Annotated in this window: 20 protein-coding genes; 10 read left to right on the top strand and 10 right to left on the bottom strand. The window is 66.9% G+C overall.

The genetic code is table 11. The annotated features are described in order from the left end of the window. Genes hutU through hutI form a run of 3 tightly spaced genes read right to left on the bottom strand, consistent with a single transcriptional unit; the run spans window position 1 to window position 4,423 of the window. The gene (hutU, locus tag ILT42_RS06765; protein ID WP_204214673.1) at window positions 1-1,665 is read right to left on the bottom strand and encodes a urocanate hydratase; all 1,665 of its coding nucleotides are present in this window, start codon (window positions 1,663-1,665) and stop codon (window positions 1-3) included. Between the two features lie 11 nt (window positions 1,666-1,676). Next, window positions 1,677-3,212, bottom strand: a complete 1,536-nt coding sequence (hutH, locus tag ILT42_RS06760; RefSeq protein ID WP_324617720.1) for a histidine ammonia-lyase — start codon at window positions 3,210-3,212, stop codon at window positions 1,677-1,679. Beyond that, complete coding sequence (gene hutI / locus ILT42_RS06755) at window positions 3,212-4,423, bottom strand: imidazolonepropionase (protein WP_204214671.1); 1,212 nt, start codon at window positions 4,421-4,423, stop codon at window positions 3,212-3,214. Before hutI ends, hutH begins: the two co-directional genes overlap by 1 nt. 120 nt (window positions 4,424-4,543) lie before the next feature. On the opposite strand from hutI, the gene ILT42_RS06750 reads away from it, so the two are divergent. Together ILT42_RS06750 and hutC are read left to right on the top strand one after the other, a co-directional pair. Continuing rightward, window positions 4,544-5,902, top strand: a complete 1,359-nt coding sequence (locus ILT42_RS06750) for a formimidoylglutamate deiminase (RefSeq protein ID WP_204214670.1) — start codon at window positions 4,544-4,546, stop codon at window positions 5,900-5,902. Window positions 5,903-5,922: 20 nt separating this feature from the next. After that, the gene (gene hutC, locus ILT42_RS06745) at window positions 5,923-6,636 is read left to right on the top strand and encodes a histidine utilization repressor (protein WP_204214669.1); all 714 of its coding nucleotides are present in this window, start codon (window positions 5,923-5,925) and stop codon (window positions 6,634-6,636) included. Here the strand turns inward: hutC and ILT42_RS06740 are convergent. The 7 genes from ILT42_RS06740 to ILT42_RS06710 are packed head-to-tail and all read right to left on the bottom strand — an operon-like array spanning window position 6,620 to window position 13,115. Beyond that, complete coding sequence (locus ILT42_RS06740; protein ID WP_204214668.1) at window positions 6,620-7,588, bottom strand: isoaspartyl peptidase/L-asparaginase family protein; 969 nt, start codon at window positions 7,586-7,588, stop codon at window positions 6,620-6,622. The genes hutC and ILT42_RS06740 overlap by 17 nt on opposite strands. A gap of 9 nt (window positions 7,589-7,597) precedes the next feature. Then, window positions 7,598-8,629, bottom strand: a complete 1,032-nt coding sequence (locus ILT42_RS06735; RefSeq protein ID WP_204214667.1) for a DmpA family aminopeptidase — start codon at window positions 8,627-8,629, stop codon at window positions 7,598-7,600. 1 nt (window position 8,630) lies between these two features. Then, window positions 8,631-9,524, bottom strand: coding sequence for a polysaccharide deacetylase family protein (locus ILT42_RS06730; RefSeq protein ID WP_204214666.1), 894 nt, complete (start codon window positions 9,522-9,524; stop codon window positions 8,631-8,633). Between the two features lie 48 nt (window positions 9,525-9,572). Further along, on the bottom strand, window positions 9,573-10,328 hold the full coding sequence (locus tag ILT42_RS06725) for an SDR family NAD(P)-dependent oxidoreductase (protein ID WP_204214665.1): 756 nt from the start codon (window positions 10,326-10,328) through the stop codon (window positions 9,573-9,575). After that, window positions 10,292-11,356, bottom strand: coding sequence for a ketopantoate reductase family protein (locus ILT42_RS06720; RefSeq protein WP_204214664.1), 1,065 nt, complete (start codon window positions 11,354-11,356; stop codon window positions 10,292-10,294). Before ILT42_RS06720 ends, ILT42_RS06725 begins: the two co-directional genes overlap by 37 nt. After that, the gene (locus tag ILT42_RS06715) at window positions 11,356-12,051 is read right to left on the bottom strand and encodes a creatininase family protein (protein ID WP_204214663.1); all 696 of its coding nucleotides are present in this window, start codon (window positions 12,049-12,051) and stop codon (window positions 11,356-11,358) included. Before ILT42_RS06715 ends, ILT42_RS06720 begins: the two co-directional genes overlap by 1 nt. Then, complete coding sequence (locus ILT42_RS06710; RefSeq protein ID WP_204214662.1) at window positions 12,048-13,115, bottom strand: GntR family transcriptional regulator; 1,068 nt, start codon at window positions 13,113-13,115, stop codon at window positions 12,048-12,050. The genes ILT42_RS06715 and ILT42_RS06710 overlap by 4 nt, the downstream gene beginning before the upstream one ends. 111 nt (window positions 13,116-13,226) lie before the next feature. Here ILT42_RS06710 and ILT42_RS06705 point away from each other — a divergent pair, with 111 nt between their 5' ends. The 8 genes from ILT42_RS06705 (at window position 13,227) to aroQ (ending at window position 21,090) form a co-directional block, all read left to right on the top strand. Then, window positions 13,227-14,810 carry an ABC transporter substrate-binding protein gene (locus tag ILT42_RS06705; protein WP_204214661.1) on the top strand — a complete coding sequence of 528 codons (1,584 nt, stop codon included), beginning with the start codon at window positions 13,227-13,229 and terminating at the stop codon, window positions 14,808-14,810. Window positions 14,811-14,907: 97 nt separating this feature from the next. Further along, window positions 14,908-15,882 (top strand): ABC transporter permease, encoded by a 975-nt coding sequence (locus ILT42_RS06700; RefSeq protein WP_204214660.1) that lies wholly within the window; start codon window positions 14,908-14,910, stop codon window positions 15,880-15,882. Then, window positions 15,879-16,772 (top strand): ABC transporter permease, encoded by an 894-nt coding sequence (locus ILT42_RS06695; RefSeq protein ID WP_204214659.1) that lies wholly within the window; start codon window positions 15,879-15,881, stop codon window positions 16,770-16,772. The genes ILT42_RS06700 and ILT42_RS06695 overlap by 4 nt, the downstream gene beginning before the upstream one ends. Continuing rightward, on the top strand, window positions 16,769-17,788 hold the full coding sequence (locus tag ILT42_RS06690; RefSeq protein WP_204214658.1) for an ABC transporter ATP-binding protein: 1,020 nt from the start codon (window positions 16,769-16,771) through the stop codon (window positions 17,786-17,788). Before ILT42_RS06695 ends, ILT42_RS06690 begins: the two co-directional genes overlap by 4 nt. Continuing rightward, complete coding sequence (locus ILT42_RS06685) at window positions 17,740-18,744, top strand: ABC transporter ATP-binding protein (protein WP_204214657.1); 1,005 nt, start codon at window positions 17,740-17,742, stop codon at window positions 18,742-18,744. The genes ILT42_RS06690 and ILT42_RS06685 overlap by 49 nt, the downstream gene beginning before the upstream one ends. A 12-nt stretch (window positions 18,745-18,756) precedes the next feature. After that, on the top strand, window positions 18,757-20,277 hold the full coding sequence (locus ILT42_RS06680; protein ID WP_204214656.1) for a carboxypeptidase M32: 1,521 nt from the start codon (window positions 18,757-18,759) through the stop codon (window positions 20,275-20,277). Window positions 20,278-20,362: 85 nt separating this feature from the next. Further along, complete coding sequence (locus tag ILT42_RS06675; protein ID WP_204214655.1) at window positions 20,363-20,572, top strand: hypothetical protein; 210 nt, start codon at window positions 20,363-20,365, stop codon at window positions 20,570-20,572. Window positions 20,573-20,643: 71 nt separating this feature from the next. Continuing rightward, entirely contained in the window at window positions 20,644-21,090 is a 447-nt protein-coding gene (aroQ, locus tag ILT42_RS06670; protein ID WP_204214654.1) for a type II 3-dehydroquinate dehydratase, read from the top strand. Window positions 21,091-21,115 lie beyond the last annotated feature (25 nt).

Genomic DNA, 21,115 nt, shown 5'->3' with positions numbered 1-21,115 from the left:
TCAGTCGAGGCTCGGGAGGTTGAGGCCGTGTTCGCGGGCGCAATCGACCGCGATCTCGTAGCCCGCATCCGCGTGACGCATTACGCCCGTGGCGGGATCGTTCCACAGCACGCGCTCGATGCGCTTGGCGGCCTCCGGCGTGCCGTCGCAGACGATCACCATGCCGGAATGCTGCGAGAAGCCCATGCCGACGCCGCCGCCATGATGCAGCGACACCCATGTGGCGCCGGACGCGCAGTTGAGGAGCGCGTTGAGCAGCGGCCAGTCGGACACGGCGTCCGAGCCGTCCTTCATGGCTTCCGTCTCACGGTTGGGGCTCGCGACCGAGCCGGAATCGAGATGGTCGCGTCCGATCACGATGGGGGCCTTCAGTTCGCCCTTGGCCACCATCTCGTTGAAGGCGAGGCCGAGGCGGTGACGGTCGCCGAGGCCGACCCAGCAGATGCGCGCGGGCAGGCCCTGGAAGTGGATGCGCTCCCGTGCCATGTCGAGCCAGTTGTGCAGATGCTTGTTGTCCGGCAGCAGCTCCTTCACCTTGGCGTCGGTCTTGTAGATGTCCTCCGGGTCGCCGGAGAGCGCGGCCCAGCGGAACGGCCCGATGCCGCGGCAGAAGAGCGGGCGGATATAAGCCGGCACGAAGCCCGGGAAGTCGAAGGCGTCGTCGACGCCCTCTTCCTTCGCCATCTGGCGGATGTTGTTGCCGTAATCGAGGGTGGGCACGCCCGCCTTGTGGAAGTCCAGCATGGCGCGCACGTGCTCGGCCATGGATTCCTTGGCGGCGTGTTCCACCGCCTTTGGGTCGCTCTCGCGCTTGCGCTCCCATTCGTCCAGCGTCCAGCCCTTGGGCAGGTAGCCGTTGATCGGGTCGTGGGCGGAGGTCTGGTCCGTCACAGCGTCGGGGCGGATGCCGCGGCGGTAGATTTCGGGGAAGATCTCGGCGGCGTTGCCCAGGAGCCCGACCGAGACCGGCTTCTTGGTCATGCGGGCCTCGTCGATGATCGCCATGGCCTCGTCCAGCGTGTCGGCGCGGCGGTCCACGTAGCCCGTCTTCAGGCGCATCTCGATGCGGCTCGGCTGGCATTCCACCGCGAGGCAGGACGCGCCCGCCATGGTGGCGGCCAGCGGCTGCGCGCCGCCCATGCCGCCGAGGCCGCCCGTGAGGATCCAGCGGCCCGAGAGGTCGCCGTTATAATGCTGGCGCCCCACCTCCACGAAGGTCTCGTAGGTGCCCTGCACGATGCCTTGGCTGCCGATATAGATCCAGGACCCGGCCGTCATCTGGCCGTACATCATGAGGCCCTTGCGGTCGAGCTCGTGGAACTTGTCCCAGTTGGCCCAGTGCGGCACGAGGTTCGAGTTGGCGATCAGCACGCGCGGCGCATCGGCATGCGTGCGGAACACGCCGACGGGCTTGCCGGATTGCACCAGCAGCGTCTCGTCGTCGTTCAAACTCTTCAGCGACGCCACGATGCGGTCGAAGCTCTCCCAGTCGCGGGCCGCGCGGCCGATGCCGCCATAGACCACCAGTTCACCGGGCTTCTCGGCCACGCCGGGATCGAGGTTGTTCATGAGCATGCGAAGCGGCGCTTCCGTCAGCCAGGACTTGGCGGAGAGCTCGGTGCCGTGCGCGGCGCGGATGATGCGGGCGTTGTCGATGCGGGTCATGGTGAACCTGTTCAGGCGTCGATGCGAGGGAAGGACGAAAAGCCGGTGGAATCGGCCAGCGCGCCGGAGGTGACGAGCACTGTGGCGGCGGCCATTTCGGGCGACATGTGCCGGTCGTCCTCCAGATGAGGCACGGCGGCGCGCAGCGTGGCGCGGGCGCGCTCGAGGAACTCGCTCGAGCGCATGGGCGCATGGAAGTCGCAGCCTTGCGCGGAGGCCAGGAGTTCGATGCCGATCACGTTGGCGGTGTTCCGCGCCATGGCGAGAAGACGGCGGGCGCCGTGCGTCGCCATGGAGACGTGATCCTCCTGGTTGGCGGAGGTCGGGATCGAATCGACGCTGGCCGGATAGGCCCTCTGCTTGTTCTCGGAGACAAGAGCCGCCGCCGTCACCTGCGGAATCATGAAGCCGGAATTGAGACCCGGGCGCGGCGTCAGGAACGCGGGCAGGCCGGAGAGCGCCGGGTCCACCAGCATGGCGATGCGCCGCTCCGCGATGGAGCCGATCTCGCACAGCGCCAGCGCGATCATGTCGGCCGCGAAGGCCACGGGCTCGGCGTGGAAGTTTCCGCCGGAGATGATCTCGCCCGTATCGGAGAACACGAGCGGATTGTCGGACACGCCGTTCGCCTCCCGGTCGAGGGTCGTCGCGGCCTGGCGCATCAGGTCGAGGCAGGCGCCCATCACCTGGGGCTGGCAGCGCAGGCAATAGGGATCCTGCACGCGGTCGTCATTGGTGAGGTGCGAGGCCCGGATCGCGCTCCCGCTCATGAGGCCTCGTAGGGCTGCTGCCACTTCGATTTGGCCCGGATGGCGGCGCACTTTCTGGATGCGCGGATCGAAGGGGGCGTCCGATCCCTTGGCGGCGTCGGTGGACAGCGCTCCTGTGACTAGAGACGACTGGAACACCCGCTCGGCCTCGAAGAGACCTGCCAGCGCGAGCGCGGTCGAGACCTGAGTCCCGTTGAGCAAGGCAAGGCCTTCCTTGGGACCAAGGGCCAGGGGCTCCAAGCCGGCGCGGGCGAGAGCCCGCTCGGCGGGCATGCGCTCGCCCTCCGACACCATCTCGCCCACGCCCATGAGGGCCGCCGTCATGTGGGACAGCGGTGCGAGATCGCCGGAGGCACCCACCGATCCTTGAGACGGGATGACGGGGATCAGATTGCGCTGGAGGCAGCTTGCCAGATGCTCGACCGTTGCCCACCGCACCCCGGAGGCACCCTGCGCGAGGCTTGCGAGCTTGAGCGCCATCACAAGGCGCACTACAGGCACGGGCAAGGGTTCGCCCACGCCCGCGCAGTGCGACAGCACAATGTTGCGCTGGAGCTGAGCGAGATCCGCATCGGCGATGCGCACATTCGCGAGCTTTCCGAAGCCCGTATTGATGCCGTAAACCGGCTCCCCCTTGGCGATGATGGCGTCCACGGTGGCGGCGGCTGCCTCCACGGCGGGGCGGCAGGAAAGATCGAGGGTCGCGTCCGCGCCGCGATAGATCGCGCGCCAAGCGCCGAGAGGAACTTCGCCTGGAACGAGTGTAACGCTTTGTATCATTGGCCCCTCCAGATGCGGGCGTGAAGTGGATTGAATCCGATGCGGTAGACCAGCTCCGCCGGGCGCTCGATGTTCCAGATCGCGAGATCGCACCATTTCCCGGCCTCGAGCGTCCCGGTTTCGTTCAGACGCCCGAGCGCGCGGGCGGCCTCGCGGGTGACGCCCGCAATGCACTCGTTCACGTTCATGCGGAACAGGGTCGCGCCCATGTTCATCGTGAGCAGCAAGGATGTCAGAGGCGAGGTGCCGGGATTGGAATCGGTGGCGAGCGCCAGTTTCACCCCATGACGACGGAACGCCTCCATGGGCGGCATCTTCGTTTCGCGCAAGGTGTAGAACGCGCCGGGCAGCAGCACCGCGACCGTGCCGGCTTTCGCCATGGCGGCGGCACCGGCCTCGTCGGTGTGCTCGAGATGATCCGCCGAAAAGGCGTCGAAGGAGGCGGCCAGCTCCGCCCCATGGAGATTGGAGAGCTGATCGGCGTGGAGCTTGACCGGCAGGCCCAACTCCTTCGCGGCCCTGAAGACCCGCGCCGTCTGGTCCGGCGAGAACGCGATGCCCTCGCAGAACGCATCGACCGCATCGGCGAGTCCGGCCTTCGCGATGGCAGGCAGCATGTCGCGGATCACGAGGTCGATATAAGCGTCCTTGTCGCCCTTCGCCTCGGGCGGAAGCGCATGGGCGCCCAGGAACGTCGTGACGACGCTGACCCGGCGGATCTCGCCGAGGCGGCGGGCTGCGCGCAAGGCCCGCATCTCGGTTTCCCGGTCGAGACCATAGCCGGACTTCACCTCGACGGTGGTGACGCCTTCGGCGATCAGGTGGTCGAGACGCCGCGCGGCGCCTGCCACCAGCTCGTCCTCGCTCGCAGCTCGCGTGGCCTTGACGCTGGACACGATGCCGCCACCCTGACGGGCAATATCCTCGTAGGAGGCGCCGTTGAGGCGCATCTCGAATTCGAGGGCGCGGTCGCCGCCATAGACGAGGTGCGTGTGGCAGTCGACGAGTCCCGGCGTGACCCAGCGGTTCTCGCAGTCGATCCGCTCGGCGGCGTCCAACGAAGGCGCGTCCGACGCCACCCCCGCATAGACGATGCGTCCGTCCTTGGCGGCGATGAGGGCCTGCTCGACAAGGCCCAGGCCGTCACGCTCCTCGGCCAGGGTGGCGAGGCGGGCGTTGTGCCAGATCCGATCCACTTTCGAAGCCATCGCTTGTCAGCATCCCCGGATTGATGAAGTGTCGAATTGCTCGACACCGCTTATTTGTCTATACATATTAAACATGGCCAGGCGAACCTGTCCATAGGTCGAAGAGGACGGGGCTGAAAGATGACCGCGCTGCACTTCAGGGACGCTCTCCTGCCGGGGGGCTGGACGCAGGATGTCAGGCTCGTGACGGAGGGGGGCCGTATTGCCGCCATCGAGGCGGGCGTGCCTGCCGAGGCAGGCGACGAGCGCCATGCCGTCGGCTTGCCGGGTCTGCCGAACCTGCACAGCCATGCCTTCCAGCGCGCCATGGCGGGCCTGACCGAGATGCGGGGTCCCACCGCAGACAGCTTCTGGACTTGGCGCGAGCGCATGTACGATTTCGTCGGCCGGATGAGCCCCGACGATGTGGCAGCGGTCGCGGCGCAGCTCTATGTGGAGATGCTGGAGGAGGGGTTCACCCGCGTCGGCGAGTTCCATTACCTGCATCATGACCGGGACGGGCGGCCCTATGCGGACATCGCCCAGATGGCGGCGAGCATCGCCGAGGCCGCGCAGGAGAGCGGCATCAATCTCACGCTGCTGCCGGTCTTCTACGCCCACGGCGGGTTCGGCGGGCAGGAGCCGACGCCGGGCCAGCGCCGCTTCATCAACGACGTGTCGCGCTATGCGGACCTTCTGGCCTTCAGCCGCCGCGCCGTTGCGGGCCTTGACGGCGCCATCGTGGGCGTGGCTCCGCACAGCCTGCGGGCCGCGACGCCGGAAGAACTCGACGCCGTGGTGCCGCTCGCCGGCGACGGACCGGTTCACATCCACATCGCGGAGCAGACCGCCGAGGTGGAGGCCTGCAAGGTCTGGAGCGGCGCGCGGCCCGTGGAATGGCTTTTGGCGAACCAACCCGTGAACGAGCGCTGGTGCCTCATCCACGCCACTCACATGACCTCCGACGAGACCGCCGCCATGGCTCACCGGGCAGCGGTGGCAGGTCTGTGCCCCCTCACCGAAGCCAACTTGGGAGACGGGACTTTCAACGGCCCGGACTTCGTCGGCATGGGCGGCCGTTACGGTGTCGGATCCGATTCGAACGTGCTGATCAGCCTGCCGGGCGAGCTGCAGCAGCTCGAATATTCGCAGCGTCTCCTGCATCGCGCCCGCAACGTCATGGCAACGGCCGGGACGCCGTCGACGGGGCGAGCCCTCTTCGACGGGGCGCTGACGGGCGGCAGCCAGGCGCTGGGCACGCCGAATGCGGGACTCCGGGTGGGCGAGTGGGCCGATTGTGTCTCACTTGACGCCGACCACCATGCCCTCGCGGGCCGCAAGGGCGATGCGCTTCTCGACAGTTGGATCTTCGCCAGCCGACGGAACGCGGTCGATTGCGTGTGGAGCCGGGGGCACAAGGTTGTCACGGGCGGTCGCCACCATCGCGCCGAGGCGATCCGGGCCCGGTTCGAAGAAACCTTGAAGCGTCTCCTGGCCTGATCCAGCATTTTGAGGACGGTATGGCCGACACCCTGCACCAGCGCATCCGCTCCGACATCGAAACTCGGATCCTGTCCGGGACCTGGGAGCCGGGTTACCGGATCCCCTTCGAGCACGAACTCATGGAGCAGTACCGCTGCTCGCGCATGACGGTGAACAAGGCGCTCTCGAGCCTAGCCGAGGCGGGCCTCATCGAGCGGCGGCGGCGGGCGGGCAGCTTCGTGGCGCGGCCCCTGGCGCAGTCGGCCGTACTGCAGATTCCCGACATCCCGGCCGAGATCACCGCCCGGGGCGATGCCTACGGGTACGAACTCTTGAGCAGCACGCGGCGCAAATCCACCCAGGAAGACCGGGACAGGCTGCGGGCCACTGGCAACGGCGTCCTGCCGGTCCTCGACCTGTGCTGCCGTCATCTCGCTCGCGGCGAGCCCTTCGCCATAGAGGAGAGGCTCATGAATCTCGCCATCGTGCCGGAGGATGCGATCACGGCCTTCAAGACCACCCCGCCCGGCACATGGCTGCTCCATCACGTGCCCTGGACCGAGGCCGAGAATCGGATCTACGCGGTGCAGGCCGGGCCCGCGAAGGCGAAGCTTCTGGGCGTCGCGCCGGACAAAGCCTGCCTCGTGGTGGAGCGCCGCACCTGGCGGGGGGCGGACACCGTGACCTTCGTGCGGCTCACCTATCCGGGCGATCTCTACCAGCTCGTGGCGCAGTTCACGCCGACGCGCTGACGTCCTTCAGGTCATCCCGATAGATCGCCGTGCGCAAGGCGTTGTCGGCCTGCACCACGCCGCGATACATGCCCGAGCAGTTGAACGGCAGGGCGAAATTGCCTGCGTGATCCACCGCGATGATGCCGCCCGATCCGCCGGCCGGTGCCAGCATGTCCATCACGACGACGCGGGACGCCTCCTCCAGGCTCTCGCCCGCATAGCGCATGCGTGACGCGATCTCGTGCGCGGCGGCGTAGCGGATGAAGATCTCGCCGTGGCCCGTGCCGGACACCGCGCAGGTGGCGTCGTCGGCCCAGGTCCCGGCGCCGATCACCGGACTATCGCCGACGCGGCCGGGTGATTTGGCCGTCATGCCGCCCGTGGAGGTGGCGGCCGCCACATTGCCGTGCCGGTCACGGGCGACCGCTCCCACCGTGCCGTGCTTGCGCGATTCGTCCGTGTCCTCGGTGCCGCTCTCTTGCATGGCCAGCGTGTCCTGCAGGGCCTGCCAGCGCTGCTCGGTGAAGAAGTATTGGGCTTCCTCGAAGGCGAGGCCCTGTCGGCGGCAGAACTCGAGCGCGCTCTCGCCGATCAGCAGCACGTGGCCCGAATGCTCCATCACGGCGCGAGCCGCCAGGATCGGATTTTTGGGTCCGAGAATGCCCGCCACCGCGCCTGCCGCCCGGTCGCGCCCGTCCATGATGGCGGCGTCCATCTCCTGTTTCCCCGCCGAGGTGTAGACCGCGCCGCGCCCGGCGTTGAACAGAGGCTCGTCCTCGAGCGCCATCACGGCGGCCGTCACGGCATCGAGCGCCGCGCCGCCATCGGCAAGGACGGCGCGCCCCGCCTCCAGCGCCCGGCGCAGCCCCGCGTGATAGGCGGCCTCCTTTTCGGGCGTCATGCGGCTCTTCAGGATGGTGCCCGCGCCGCCATGGATCGCGAGAGTGAAATCGTTGGAATTCGGGGTCATGGGATTCGATCAGTTGAGGGTGAGGGTGTCGGCAAGGGCAGGACGGTGGTGGCCGTCGCGCCCGGTCATGGGGGCGGCCGCCGCCAGGGCGTCGAGCACAGCCTCCTGGGCGGCATCGGCCATGGGCTCGAACAGACGGTCGATGCGGTTCTCGTTGAGGATGCGCATGGAGACGAGATCGGCGGTCTCGTCGTGCGAGACCAAGTTGGCGGTGGTGAAGCCGAACGCGATGTCGCCGCTGCCATGGCCCCAGAAGGAGCCGAGACGCGCGAGACCGACACCCGCGCGCCGGATGACCCGTTCGAGCTGTCGGTCGGAGAGCGGGATGTCGGTGGCCGCGATCACGATGACGGAGCCTTTCTCGGCCTCCGGCTTCGTCTTCGGGGGCGCCACCTTGCGTCCGTCAGGCAGGCGCAGGTCGCCGGCGCGGCCGAAATTGGCCAACACCAACACGCCGAGATGGAAGGCCGCGCCATCGAGCGTGATGCGGCGGGAGGAGGTGCCGATGCCGCCTTTGAATCCGAACGCGCTCATACCGCATCCCGCGCCCACGGCCCCGACAGCGAAGTCTTCGGCCGCATCGTCCAGGGCCGCGAAGGCATCGGCCTCGGTCACGGCCAGCGCTTGAATGTCGTTGAGCCAACCGTCGTTGCACTCGAATACGAGCGGGTTCACGGTGGCGGTCTCGCGTCCGATATCGGGGTTCGCCGCGATGGCGCGGCGCACCAGGGCGGTGCAGGCCGTGCCGACCGCGAGTGTGTTGGTGAGCAGAATCGGCGTCTCGAGGGTGCCGAGTTCCCCCACCTGCACGAGACCCGCGCTCTTGCCGAACCCGTTGAGCACGTGAACCGCCGCGACGGCTTTGTCCCGATAGACGTTGCCGCCATGGGGCAGGATCGCCGTCACGCCCGTGCGCAGATCTCCCGTATCGAGCGTCCGATGGCCGACGCGAACCCCCGGCACATCGCTGATGGCGTTGCGCGGCCCGGTGGGCAGCGACCCGCAGGCGAGGCCGAGATCCCGGGCGCGCCGAAGCGCCATGTCAGGCATTCTCCTTCACGTAAGCGGCGATGTCCGCGTGGGTTGCAACCCACACGTCGCCCCGCGCCGCGAAATCTTCCAGGAGCTTTTCGAGGATCCAGATGCGCGAGCGATAGCCCGTCACATGCGGATGCATGGTCAGCAGGAAGAGACCACCCTCCTCATAGGCCCGCTCGAACTCGCGATGGAAGATGTCGTAGACGGCCGTGGGCGGAGTATGAGGGCGCAGGCCGCTGAAGCGGTGCATGTTGAAATAGACCGCGTCGTCGCGAATCCATTCCACCGGCAACTCCACGATGCCGGTGGGCTCGCCCCGGTCGAGGAGTTCGTACGGATCGTCATCGGCCATGAGGGAGGAATCGTAGAGTAGTCCCAGTTCGCGCTGGATGCGCAGGGTGTCGGGGCTGAAGTCCCAGGAGGCGGTGCGCAATCCCACGGGCCGCTGGCCGGTGATCTTTTCCAGCGTGTCGGAGGCCCGGAACATCAGGTCGCGTTCGGTGTCGTAGGGCAGCACGCTGTTGAGTTCGTGGATCCAGCCGTGGATGCCGATCTCGTGGCCTTCCGCCACCACCCGGCGCTGCTCGTCGGGATAAAGCAAGGCCGCGACGGCGGGTACGAAGAAGGTCGCCTTGGCGTCGTGCTTGGCGAGCGCCTCAAGGATGCGCGGCACGCCCTTGCGGTTGCCGTACTGACCCTGCGACATGCGCCCGATGGACTTGCCGCCATCGCGTAATTCGTTGGTCTCGTGGTCCGAGTCGAACGAGAGCGCGACGGCGCAGCGCGCCCCGTTCTTCCAGGTGGTGGGTTTCAGCGACCGGCCCGCGCGAACGTGCTCGACCTTTCCGCGCCAGACCTCTTCGCTCCATGTCCAGGGCTGTTCCTGAATCCGGTCCATCATGCCTCCCTTGAATTCTTTGTCTTGCATCTGTTGTTGGGCGAACGCCTAGGAGCGCCCGCCATCGACGGAAATGATCTGTCCCGAGAGCCAGCCGGCGGCGTCGGACGCCAGGAACAGAACCGTGTCGGCGATGTCCTGCGGGGCGCCGAGACGGCGGGTATGGATGCTCTCCACGAGGCGCGCCTGACCCTCGGGTCCGTAGCTCTCCCATTGACGCTGCGTGGCGGGGTTCGACAGCACGAAGCCGGGCGCCACGCTGTTGACGGTGATGCCGTAGGGCCCAAGCTCGAAGCTCAGCTGCTTCGTCAGGCCGACCAACGCGTGTTTCGAGGCCGTGTAGGCCTGGATGCCTGTGAGGCTGGGACGCAACCCCGCGCCGGACGAGATGTTGACGATCCGGCCCGCCTTGTTGCGCTTCATGTGAGGGGCTGCGGCCTGCGCGCAATAGAAGGCCCCGTGCACGTTGGCCTCGAACAGCACGAGCCAATCGGCCTCGCTGACCTCTTCGAGAGGGCGAGCCACCTGGCCGCGTACGCCGCCCGCGCAGTTGACGAGGATGTCGATGCCGCCGAGCTGTTCCGCCATATCATCCATGACGGCCTTGACGGCGGCGCGATCAGCGAGATCCAGCGTACGGGTTTCCTGCGCGCCCTTCTCCTTCGCGGTACGCAGGCCCGCCTCATCGAGGTCGAGCGCCCAGACCTGAGCGCCTTCGCGAGCGAGCGATTCGACGATGGTGCGGCCGATGCCCTGCGCGGCTCCGGTTACGACAGCGCGGCGGTTGTTGAAGTCGAGTTGCATGTGTCCAACAGAAGGTCGAGGGTTTCCCAGGATTGTTCACGCCGCCCGTCCTCGATGTCGTGGATGAGCGTGACGAGCGTGTCGATGGCAGGGGTCGCAATCCCTGCTTCCCGCGCCAGCGTGGCGATGATGGCGATTTGAGCGTCCACCTCCGTCTTGCGCTTGCGCACGGCGAGGTCGCGCCAGATGCCCGAATGAGTTTTGGCCGTGTGGCGGTTGAACTCCGCCATGGCGTCGACGGACCCATGGGCGGCGGCCTCGCCCGCGCCCGGCATGAAGGCGTCCGGGTCGAAGCCGTTGAACCCTAAGGGCGTCACACCCCTGGCCTTGGCGGTGGCCATGACCTCGCGGCCCAGTTCCCGGAAGACCGGGAAATGCCTTGCCGAGGCGAGGTTTTCCGACATGGAGCCGTTGGTGAGCGCGGTGGCGAACAGAATCGCGCCGTAGCCGAGCTTGCCCCAGAGATAGCCCCAGATATTGTCCGTCAGCACCGCCTTGGGCTCGAAGATCGACAGCAGACGATGGTAGTCGCGCAGGCGCTCCGTGGTGGACCCGTCGAGTTCGCCCACCGCCACCGTGGCGCGGTTGCCGAACAGGATGCGGCCGGGCTCCAGCCAGTCGGCGCCGAAATTCACGAAGCACCCGACCGTGCGCTCGGCGCCGATCTCCTCCGCGATGACGATCTCGTTGAGGCCGTTCTGGGCCGACAGCACGCTGCCGTCCTCGGCCAGATGCGGCGCCAAGTCCCGCACGGCGTCGCGGGTGTGGTGCGCCTTCACGGCCAGGATGATTCGCTTGAAGGTGCCTACGACCCCCTCCGGCGTCACGGCCCGAACCGGCTGCCGGAAGGTCTCGACAGGGCCTTCGATGAGAAGCCCGTCGCGGTTCATGGCGTCCACGTGCGGCTCGACGATATCGACGAGAAGAACGTCTTCTCCCGCACGGGCGAAATAAGCGCCCAGCGTGCCGCCGATGGCGCCGGCACCCCAGATCAATATGGTCTCTTGTGTCGTAGCTTCTTGCGTCATCACCAGGTCTCGATCAGCGCGCGGGTCTCGTCGATGGCGACGGACCAGATGGCATCCATGTCCTCGTCGGAGCGCTGGTAGCGTCCGCCGAAATTGCCGTCGCCCAGGATCTCGCGCACGCCCTCGGGGCCGAACGTGCGCATGCGCTCCAGATCCACCATCGGCTTCTGGTGGTCGGGCTGAGCGATGTTCGGCAAGCGCGTCCAGGGAAAGTTTTCCATCCAGGACGCGTGGGACGCGACGGGATCGATCTCCTTGACCTTCTCGAAGGTCTTGGGAGCGTTCCACCAATTGTGGAAGCGCACCCGGCAATCGGGCCGGGCGTTCATGAACTCGATCCCGGCGGTCTGGCCCGGCGAGTTGCCGCCATGGCCGTTCACGAACAGGATGCGGCGGAAGCCCGTGCGGTAGAGGGAATCGAGCACGTCGGTGACGATCGCCATATAGGTCGCGGCCTTGATCGAGACCGTGCCCGGATAGGACATGAAGTACGGTGTGATGCCGTAGGCGAGAACGGGAAAGACCGGAACGCGAAGCGGCTCGGCGGCTTCCAGCGCCACGCGCTCGGCCAGAATGCTGTCCACGGACAGGCTGAGATAGGCGTGCTGCTCCGTGCAGCCGAGCGGCACCACCGCGCGGTCGTCCGTCTTCAGGTACTCCTCCACCTGAAGCCAGTTCATCTCGCCGATCTTCATGAAAGCTTGTCCTCTTCTGTGTCTGCGGATTGGGCCGAGCGCATGCGCTCGATCACCGGCATGAGCGTCTGCCGGATGGCGTGCGGGTCGGGAACGTATTGGAATTCCAGCGCCTGGCGTCCAGGCAGCAGGTCTTTCAAGATCGGCTCCGCGCCGCTGGCGTAGATGAGCACGTCCAGCGAAGCCAGGAAGTCCTTCAGGTCGGGCGCCGTGATGAGGCGCACCTCCACGTCCGACACATGAGGCGTGAAGCGTAGGACGCCGGGCTTCATCAGGGCCATGAACTCGGGGAAGATCGATACGATGCCGATCCGCGCCATGGGGTCGATGACGGCGAGCTTCGCGCGGGTCTCCTCGGACGGGATAAAGCTCAGGCCCACCAGCGGAATCGACCGGTCGGGCATCATGGCCTCCACCTCGGCGCGGCGATGGGCCAGCGTCATGCACACGTCGCAGGGCATCGGGAAGGGCTCGCCCTCCTGCAGCGCCGTGACGGTGGTGGCCATGATCGTGTCGCCGGGATTGAGGTGTTCCTGGATGCGGCGGGCATATTGCTCCGTCGTGTCGAGGAAATTGCCCACCATCACGAGCCGCAAGGGCCTGGTGGCAGCCCGGCCCCGGGCCGCGCGGGCGTTGACCAGGGATGCGACGACGGACCCCGAGAGGCCCAGCTCGTCGGCCTCCGTGAAGAGCGCGTCAATCCGGCGCTGCACCCGACGGATGGCGGAGGACCGCAAACCGTCGCTATTATGACCGTCGCCCACATAAGTGCCGGCGCCGGGCTTGGCCTCGATGAGGCCGGATTTGCGCAGCTCGCGATAGACCGTCGCGACCGTCATGGGCGCGATCCCGGCCCGATCGGCCAGTTCGCGCACGGACGGCAGGCGTTGGCCGGGCGGCAATTCGCCCAGCGCGATGCCGAACTCGATGAGCCCGCGCAGCTGGATGCCCAGCGGTACGGGCAACGTGCGGTCCAGCGCGTCGGCGAGGTCCGTAAGGATCTTGCTGCCCGCTGACTGTTCTATTTCATTATAACGGTCGCCCGCTGTTATGTGAGAACTCATCTGGTCCGCTTGAACGTTTGTGTTGACTTTTTGACTTTCCGCGACCTACCGTCATAATCGATAAGAACACATTGGACGAAAAGTTAGGTCCTTAGCAAGAGGGGATATGCAGTGAAACAAAATTCCAAGCTCGGCCGTACATTTGCAGCGGCTCTGCTCTTCGGAACCATGCTCGGCGGAAGCGCCGCCGTAGCCCAGACCCTCACCATCGGCGTGCGCGCCGGCCCGGATTCCATCGATCCGCATTGGTCGACCCTGGGCAGTCAGGCCGAAACCCTGCGCCACATCTTCGACACGGTGGTGATGGCGGACGAGAACCTGCAGCTGAAGCCGGGTCTCGCGACGTCCTGGAAGCCCGTCGACGACACGACCTGGGAGTTCAAGATCCGCGAAGGCGTGAAATTCCACGACGGGTCCGAACTCACCGCCGAAGACGTCAAGTTCTCCATCGACCGCATCCCGGTGGTGACCGGTCCGATGAGCATGACGATCTACACCAAGCAGGTGAAAGAGACGAAGGTCATCGACAAGAACACCCTGCACGTGATCACGAAGGCGCCTGCGCCCACGCTGCCCAACGACTTCATCCGCCTCTTCGTCGTCTCGAAGAACGTCGGCATGGAAGCCCGCAACGAGCAGTTCAACTCCGGCAAGGCCGCCATCGGCACCGGCCCCTACAAGTTCGTGTCCTGGGAGCCGAAGGGCGATTTCGTGGTCGAGCGCTTCGACGGCTATTGGGGCGACAAGCAGCCTTGGGCCAAGGTCGTCCGCAAGGAGATCGCTAGCGATCCGGCCCGCATGGCGGCGCTCAAGTCCGGCCAGGTCGATCTCGTGAACTACGTGCCCGCCACCGACTACGCGGCGATGCAGAAGGACAAGTCGGTCGACACCTTCGTGGCCGACTCGGTCTACTTCCTCAACATCACGCCGAACGTGAAGGAAACCTTGCCGAAGAAGGTGAAGGTGGACGGCAAGGAGATCGACGCCAACCCGTTGCGCGACCCGAAGGTGCGTGAGGCGATGGATCTCGCCATCGACCGCAAGACCCTCGTGCGCGTGGTGCTCGAAGGCCTCGGCCGTCCGGCGAACCAGCTCATGCCGACGAACTTCTTCGGTGGTTCCAAGAACCTGCCCGAGAAGCCCTACGATGTCGCCAAGGCCAAGCAGTTGCTGGCCGATGCCGGCTACCCGAAGGGCTTCGAGATCGACTTCGCCTGCACCAACAACCGCCTGCCGGGCGACTCAGCCGTGTGCGAGGCGCTCTCGCAGATGTGGGCCCGCGCGGGCCTGAAGGTGAACGCGAATGCGCTCAACGGCACGGTGTTCTTCCCGGCGCAGCAGAAGGGCGAGTTCTCGCTTTGGATGAGCGGCTGGGGCACCCTGACGGGCGAGGCGAGCTACACCTACGGCTCCCTGGTCCACACGGCGGATCCGGCCATCGGCCTCGGCGCGTTCAACAAGCAGGGCTACTCCAACCCCGAGGTGGACAAGCTCCTCGAGGACGGCTCCAAGACCATGGACGATCCCAAGCGCCGCGCCCTGTTCGAGAAGGTGACGGAAGTCTCCATGAACGACCGCGCTCTCATCCCGACCGTGCAGATCCAGACCGTCTGGGCAGCCAAGAAGGGCATGCTGACCGTTCCGTCCCGCGTCGACCAGGAGACCCTGGCCTACGAGATCAAGCCCAAGAGCTGATCGCGGGCCTGAAATGATCCAACCGGCCGGAGCGATCCGGCCGGTTCCTGCCGTTCCTCCGTCCGGGCTTGAACCCGGACCACCATCGCAAGACCGCATGATAGGCTTTCTCATTCAGCGCGTGCTGCAGGCGCTCATGGTCGTCATCGCCATGTCGATCATCGTGTTCCTGGGCGTCTATGCCATCGGCAACCCCATCGACGTGATGATCGACCCGGCCTCCGACCAGGCCCTGCGCGAGGCGCTCATCCATCGCTACGGCCTCGACCGTCCGCTCATCGAGCAGTATTTCGTGTTCATGAACAACATGCTGCACGGGGATTTCGGTGAGTCGTTCATCTACCGTCTGCCTGTCATCAACCTGATCTTCTCGCGCTTCCCGGCGACGCTCGAGCTGGCGCTTACCGCCATGCTCATCGCCACTTGCCTCGGCATCCCGCTGGGGCTGTGGGCGGGCTACAAGCCGGAGGCCCTGTCGTCCCGCGCCATCATGGCGTTCTCGGTGCTGGGCTTCAGCGTGCCCACCTTCTGGGTCGGCCTTCTGCTCATCATGGTGTTCGCCGTGGAGCTGGGCTGGCTGCCCTCGGGCGGGCGAGGTCCGACCACCACCGTGTTCGGCATCCCGATGTCGATCACGTCCCTGGAGGGCTGGAGCTACATCATCCTGCCGGCCTTCAACCTCGCCCTGTTCAAGCTCGGCCTTCTCATCCGCCTGACCCGGGCCGGAACCAGCGAGGTCATGAGCTCGGACTTCGTGCGGTTCGCCCGCGCCCAAGGCCTGTCCGAGGGCAAGGTCGTGGGGCTGCATGTGCTCAAGAACATCTCGATCCCCATCGTGACGGTCTTCGGGCTGGAGCTCGGCTCGACGCTCGCCTTCGCGGTGGTCACCGAGACCGTGTTCAACTGGCCCGGCATGGGCAAGCTCATCATCGATTCCATCACCGTCCTCGACCGCCCGGTCATGGTCGCCTACCTGATTCTCGTCGTGTTCCTGTTCGTGCTCATCAATCTCGTCGTCGACCTGGTCTATGGCCAGCTCGATCCCCGCATTCGCGTGAAGGCTGCCTCATGAGCCTGGACGCTGAAACACGCTGGACGCGTCTGGCCGGATTCTGGTCCGACTTCCGGCAAAGCCCCGTCGCGGTGGCGGCTCTCATCGTCATCGTGTCCGTGGTGCTCATGGCGGTCCTGGCGCCTCTCGTGACGCCGCAGGATCCCTACAACCAGCAGACCCTCGACCTGTTCGACGCGCGTCTCGAACCCGGCGAGACCGGGTCGGGCGGCTACGTCCACTGGCTCGGCACGGACGCAGCCGGGCGCGACGTCTACTCGGCCATCCTCTACGGTCTGCGCACCAGCCTGATCGTGGGCGTCTCAGCGGGTTTCTGCGCGCTCCTCCTCGGCACCACGGTCGGCCTCGTCGCGGCCTATTACGGCGGCCGCGTCGAGGCGGTGATCATGCGGATCATCGACCTCCAGCTCTCGCTCCCGGCGATCCTGCTCGCCCTCGTCCTGGTGGCGATGCTGGGCCAGGGAATGCCGCAGCTCATCGGGGCGCTCACGGCCGCGCAATACGCCTACTTCGCCCGCACGACCCACGGGGCCGCCAGCGCCGAGCGGCGCAAGGATTACATCGAGGCCGCCCTCTCGACCCCGTTGCCCGCCCGGCAGGTGCTGTTCCGGCATCTCCTGCCCAACGCGCTGCCGCCGCTCATCGTGGTGGCGACCGTGCAGGTGGCCAACTCCATCGCGTTGGAGGCGACGTTGTCCTTCCTCGGCCTGGGCCTGCCCCTGACGCAGCCCTCCTTGGGCTCGCTGATCTCGAACGGCTTCCAGTTCCTGCTCTCGGGCCGCTACTGGATCTCGATCTATCCCGGCATCGCGCTGATGCTGACCGTGGTGGCCATCAACCTGGTGGGCGATCAGGTCCGCTACGTGCTCAACCCGAGGCGCAGCCGATGAGCGACGCGGTTCTCAAGGTCCGGGACCTGCGCACGCAGTTCCACACCAAGGCCGGTGCCCTGAAAGCCGTCGACGGCGTCAGCTTCGAGGTCGCGCGCGGCCGCATTCTCGGCCTCGTCGGCGAATCCGGTTCCGGCAAGAGCGTGACGGGCTACTCGATCCTCGGCCTCATCGAGGCGCCGGGCGAAATCGCGGGCGGCGAGGTGCTGCTTGATGGGGTCGACGTCACGCGGCTGAAGGGGGAAGCCCTGCGCCGGGTGCGCGGCGCCAAGATCGCCATGGTGTTCCAGGACCCCATGATGACCCTGAACCCGGTCCTCAAGATCGGCACCCAGATGATCGCGGCGGTCCGGGCTCACGACAAGGTCTCCCGCAAGGTCGCTTGGGAGCGTTCTCGCGCGGCGCTGGCGAAGGTCGGCATTCCGAGCCCCGAGGAGCGGCTGGACGCCTATCCACACCAGCTCTCCGGTGGCATGCGCCAGCGCGTGGCCATCGCCATCGCGCTCCTGCACAGCCCGGCGGTCATCATCGCGGACGAGCCCACCACGGCGCTGGACGTGTCGATCCAGGGCCAGATTCTCGCCGAAGTGCGTCGCCTCGCGGACGACACCGGCACGGCCTTCGTGTGGGTGACCCACGATCTGGCGGTGGTGTCGAGCCTCGCGGACGACATCTGCGTCATGTATGCCGGAAAGGTGGTGGAGACGGGTGCCGCCGCCGAGGTGATCGCATCCCCGCGCCATCCTTACACGGCGGGCCTCTTGGCCTCCGTTCCGGCCGAGCACGAGCCGGGCGAGCGCCTGCCGCAGGTGCCCGGCTCCACGCCGTCCCTGGCCAACCTGCCGCCCGGTTGCGCCTTTGCGCCGCGCTGTTTCAAGGCCGGGCCCGCCTGCACCACCACACCCCCCGTTCAGCATTTCGAGGGCGGCCGCACCGCCCTCTGCCATTACCCCATCGAGTCCGATTCATGTCCGCCGCCATCCTCGACATCAGCCGCGTATCAAAACGCTTCGTAAAGCGCCCGAGCCTCGGCGAGCGCATCGCGGGCGCCTTCGGGGCGGGCCGCAAGACCGAGATCGTGCGCGCCGTCACGGATGTGAGCCTCGACGTGCGAAAGGGCGAGGTCATCGGCCTCGTGGGCGAGTCCGGCTGCGGCAAGTCCACCCTCGGGCGCATCGTGGCTGGCATCTACACCCCCAGCGACGGCCAGGTGACCTTCGGGAGCGCCCCCGTGGCCAAGGAGCAGGGACGGCGCACCCAGAAGCTCACCACCCGCGTCCAGATGGTCCACCAGGATCCGTTCGCCAGCCTCAACCCGCGCATGCGCATCGGCGACACCGTGGGCGAGGGGCCGGTGGCCCACAAGATCGTCAAGGCCCGGGAGGCGGACGGCTACGTGGCCGACATGCTGGGCCGCGTCGGCCTCGATCCGAGCTACCGCCGCCGCTTCCCGCACCAGTTCTCCGGCGGCCAGCGCCAGCGCATCGCCATCGCCCGCGCGCTCGCGATGAAGCCGGATCTCCTGGTGCTCGACGAGCCCGTGGCGTCGCTGGACGTGTCGATCCAGGCCCAGGTGCTGAACCTGTTCATGGACCTGCGCCGCGACCTCGACCTCACGGCGATCTTCATCAGCCACGATCTCGGCGTGGTGCGCCACGTCTCGGATCGGGTCGCCATCATGTATCTGGGCCGGATCGTGGAGCTGGCCCCCACCCCCGAACTCTATGCGGCCCCGAACCACCCCTATACGCGGGCCCTGTTCGAGAGCGTTCCGCGGGTCGGCGTCGGCCGCAAGGACTTCCGCCCCATCGCCGGCGAGATTCCCTCGCCCCTCCATCCGCCGAGTGGTTGCCATTTCCATCCGCGCTGCCCCTTCGCGGGTCCGCGCTGCAAGCGCGAGGTTCCGGCGCTGGCGCCCATCGGGCCCGGCCGCTCCTCCGCCTGCCATCTCAACACCGGCGGCACCGCCTGACAGGTCGATCTCATGACAATGCATGCCCTCAAGGCGCTCAACGAGCGCGTGGCCGCCGTCAACGACGTGCTGAACGCCACCTCCCTGCTCACCTGGGATTCGCGCACCATGATGCCGTCCGGCGGGGCGGAGACCCGCGGCCAGCAGATCGCGACGCTCACGCGCATCGCCCGCGACCTCCTGCTCGCACCGGAGACGGAAGCGGCTCTCGACGCCGCCGAAAAGGGCATCGAGTCGCTGCCCGAGGATGCACCGGAGCGGAGCATGGTGGCCCAGACGCGCGCGGCCTTCATCCATCACAGCCGCATCCCGGCTTCGCTGATTCAGGAGCGTGCGGCCCTGCGCACCGTGGCGCAATCGGCCTGGATCAAGGCGCGCGCCACATCGGACTTTGCGTCCTATGTGCCCTATCTGGAAAAGACCGTCGAATTGTCCCGCGCCTATGCGGATGCCATCGGCTGGGAGGAGCACCCTTACGACGCCATGGTGTCGATCTACGAGCCGGGCGAGACCGCCGCCAGCCTGCGCCAACTTTTCACGGGCTTGCGGATCGGGCTGAAGTTCATCCTGGATCAGGCCCGCGCCAAGCCGGCGCCGCGCTCCGACTTCCTGTTCCGGGATTTCCCGGAGGACGGGCAACGCGCCTTCGGCCTGCGCATCGCGGAGGCGATGACCTACGATTTCGGCCGTGGGCGTCTCGACACCACGGTTCATCCCTTCGAGGTCTCGTTCACCCGCAACGATGTGCGCATCACCACGCGCTACACCCGCAACTACCTGCCGGCGTCCGTTTTCGGAACCGCCCACGAGGTCGGCCACGGCCTCTACGAGCAGGGGGTGGATCCAGCCTATACCCGCACCACGCTGGCGACCGATCTGATCGGCCTCTACGCGGTGGGCGGCACGAGCTTCGGTGCGCACGAATCCCAGTCCCGCCTGTGGGAGAACCACGTGGCGCGCAGCCTCACCTTTTGGCGGCTGCATTTCCCGGCCCTGCAAGAGCAGTTCCCCGATCAGCTCGGCGATGTGACGGCCGAGGAATTCTACAGGGCCGTCACTCGCGTGGAGCCTGGATTCATCCGCGTCGAAGCCGATGAGCTGACTTACGATTTCCACATCATGCTACGGGCCGAAATCGAAGCGGCCCTCATGGACGGGTCCCTGAAGGTGAACGAGTTGCCCGAGGCCTGGAACGCCGCCATCAAGCGCGATCTCGGCCTCGACGTTCCGGACGCTGCGCGGGGCGTGCTGCAGGATGTGCACTGGTCGACGGGCTATATCGGGTCGTTCCCGACCTATACGGTGGGCAACGTGATGGGTGCCCAGGTCATGGCGGCGCTGCGCGCGGAAGGTCCCGGCCTGGACGATGCCCTCGCGGCTGGTGACTACGCTCCCCTGGCCGACGCCCTGCGGGACAAGGTATGGCAGCATGGCCGCCGCTTCACCCGCGAGGAACTGCTGCACCGCGTCACGGGACGCGGGCTCGATCCCGAGCCCTATCTCGCCTACTTGCACGAGAAATACGTCGGCTGAACCGTCGCCGGACGGGCGCGGCCGGAACATGAAAGAGGCCGAGGGGTTGGTCTGACGGCGCGTGTGTGCGTCGAAGGAGACCCCCGTGTCAGCATTCGCCTCGTCGGGCACCGATCCGCGCAACCCGGCCTCGACGCCGGACCGCCCGGACACGCCTCCGGAAATGCCTCAGCCCGTCCAGCAGCCCGACATTCCGGCGCCGGCCCCCAGCCCGGTTCAGCCCTCTGGGGAGCCCATCGGCGTGCCGCCCTCCGGTCCGCTCGAGGTGCCTGTCCCGCCGGAAAGGCGCGGCTGAGGCCATTCCTGTCGACCGGCTCCACCTTAAGGGTGTAAGGGGCTCTCCATCGAGAGGATGGAGAGACACCTGTGAGCCGCCTTGTCTATGTTCTGAACGGCCCGAACCTGAACCTGCTGGGCAAGCGCCAGCCCCACATCTACGGCCATGAGACGCTAGCCGACGTGGAGCAGGATTGTCGGGCCTTGGCAGGTGAACTCGGGCTCGAAATCCGCTTCCATCAGAGTAACCGCGAATATGAGCTCATCGACTGGATCCATGAGGCCCGGGAAGCCGCCGGGGGCATCGCCATCAACCCGGCGGCCTTCACGCACACATCCGTGGCCATCCTCGACGCGCTGAACGCCTTCGAGGGACCAGTGATCGAGATCCACATCTCCAACGTTCACAAGCGCGAGGCCTTCCGGCACCACTCCTTCGTGTCTCACCGGGCGGACGGCGTGATCGCGGGGTTCGGCACGCAGGGCTATTCCCTTGCCCTGCGCCGCCTCGCGCGTCTTCTCGACGACGCCCCATAACCGCTCCAGCCGAGCCGGGCGCAGC

The sequence above is a fragment of the Microvirga pudoricolor genome, from assembly GCF_016892705.1.
Lineage (GTDB): Bacteria > Pseudomonadota > Alphaproteobacteria > Rhizobiales > Beijerinckiaceae > Microvirga > Microvirga pudoricolor.
The sequence above is the reverse complement of the archived record's forward strand: the minus strand, read 5'-3'. Positions and strand labels throughout refer to the sequence as shown.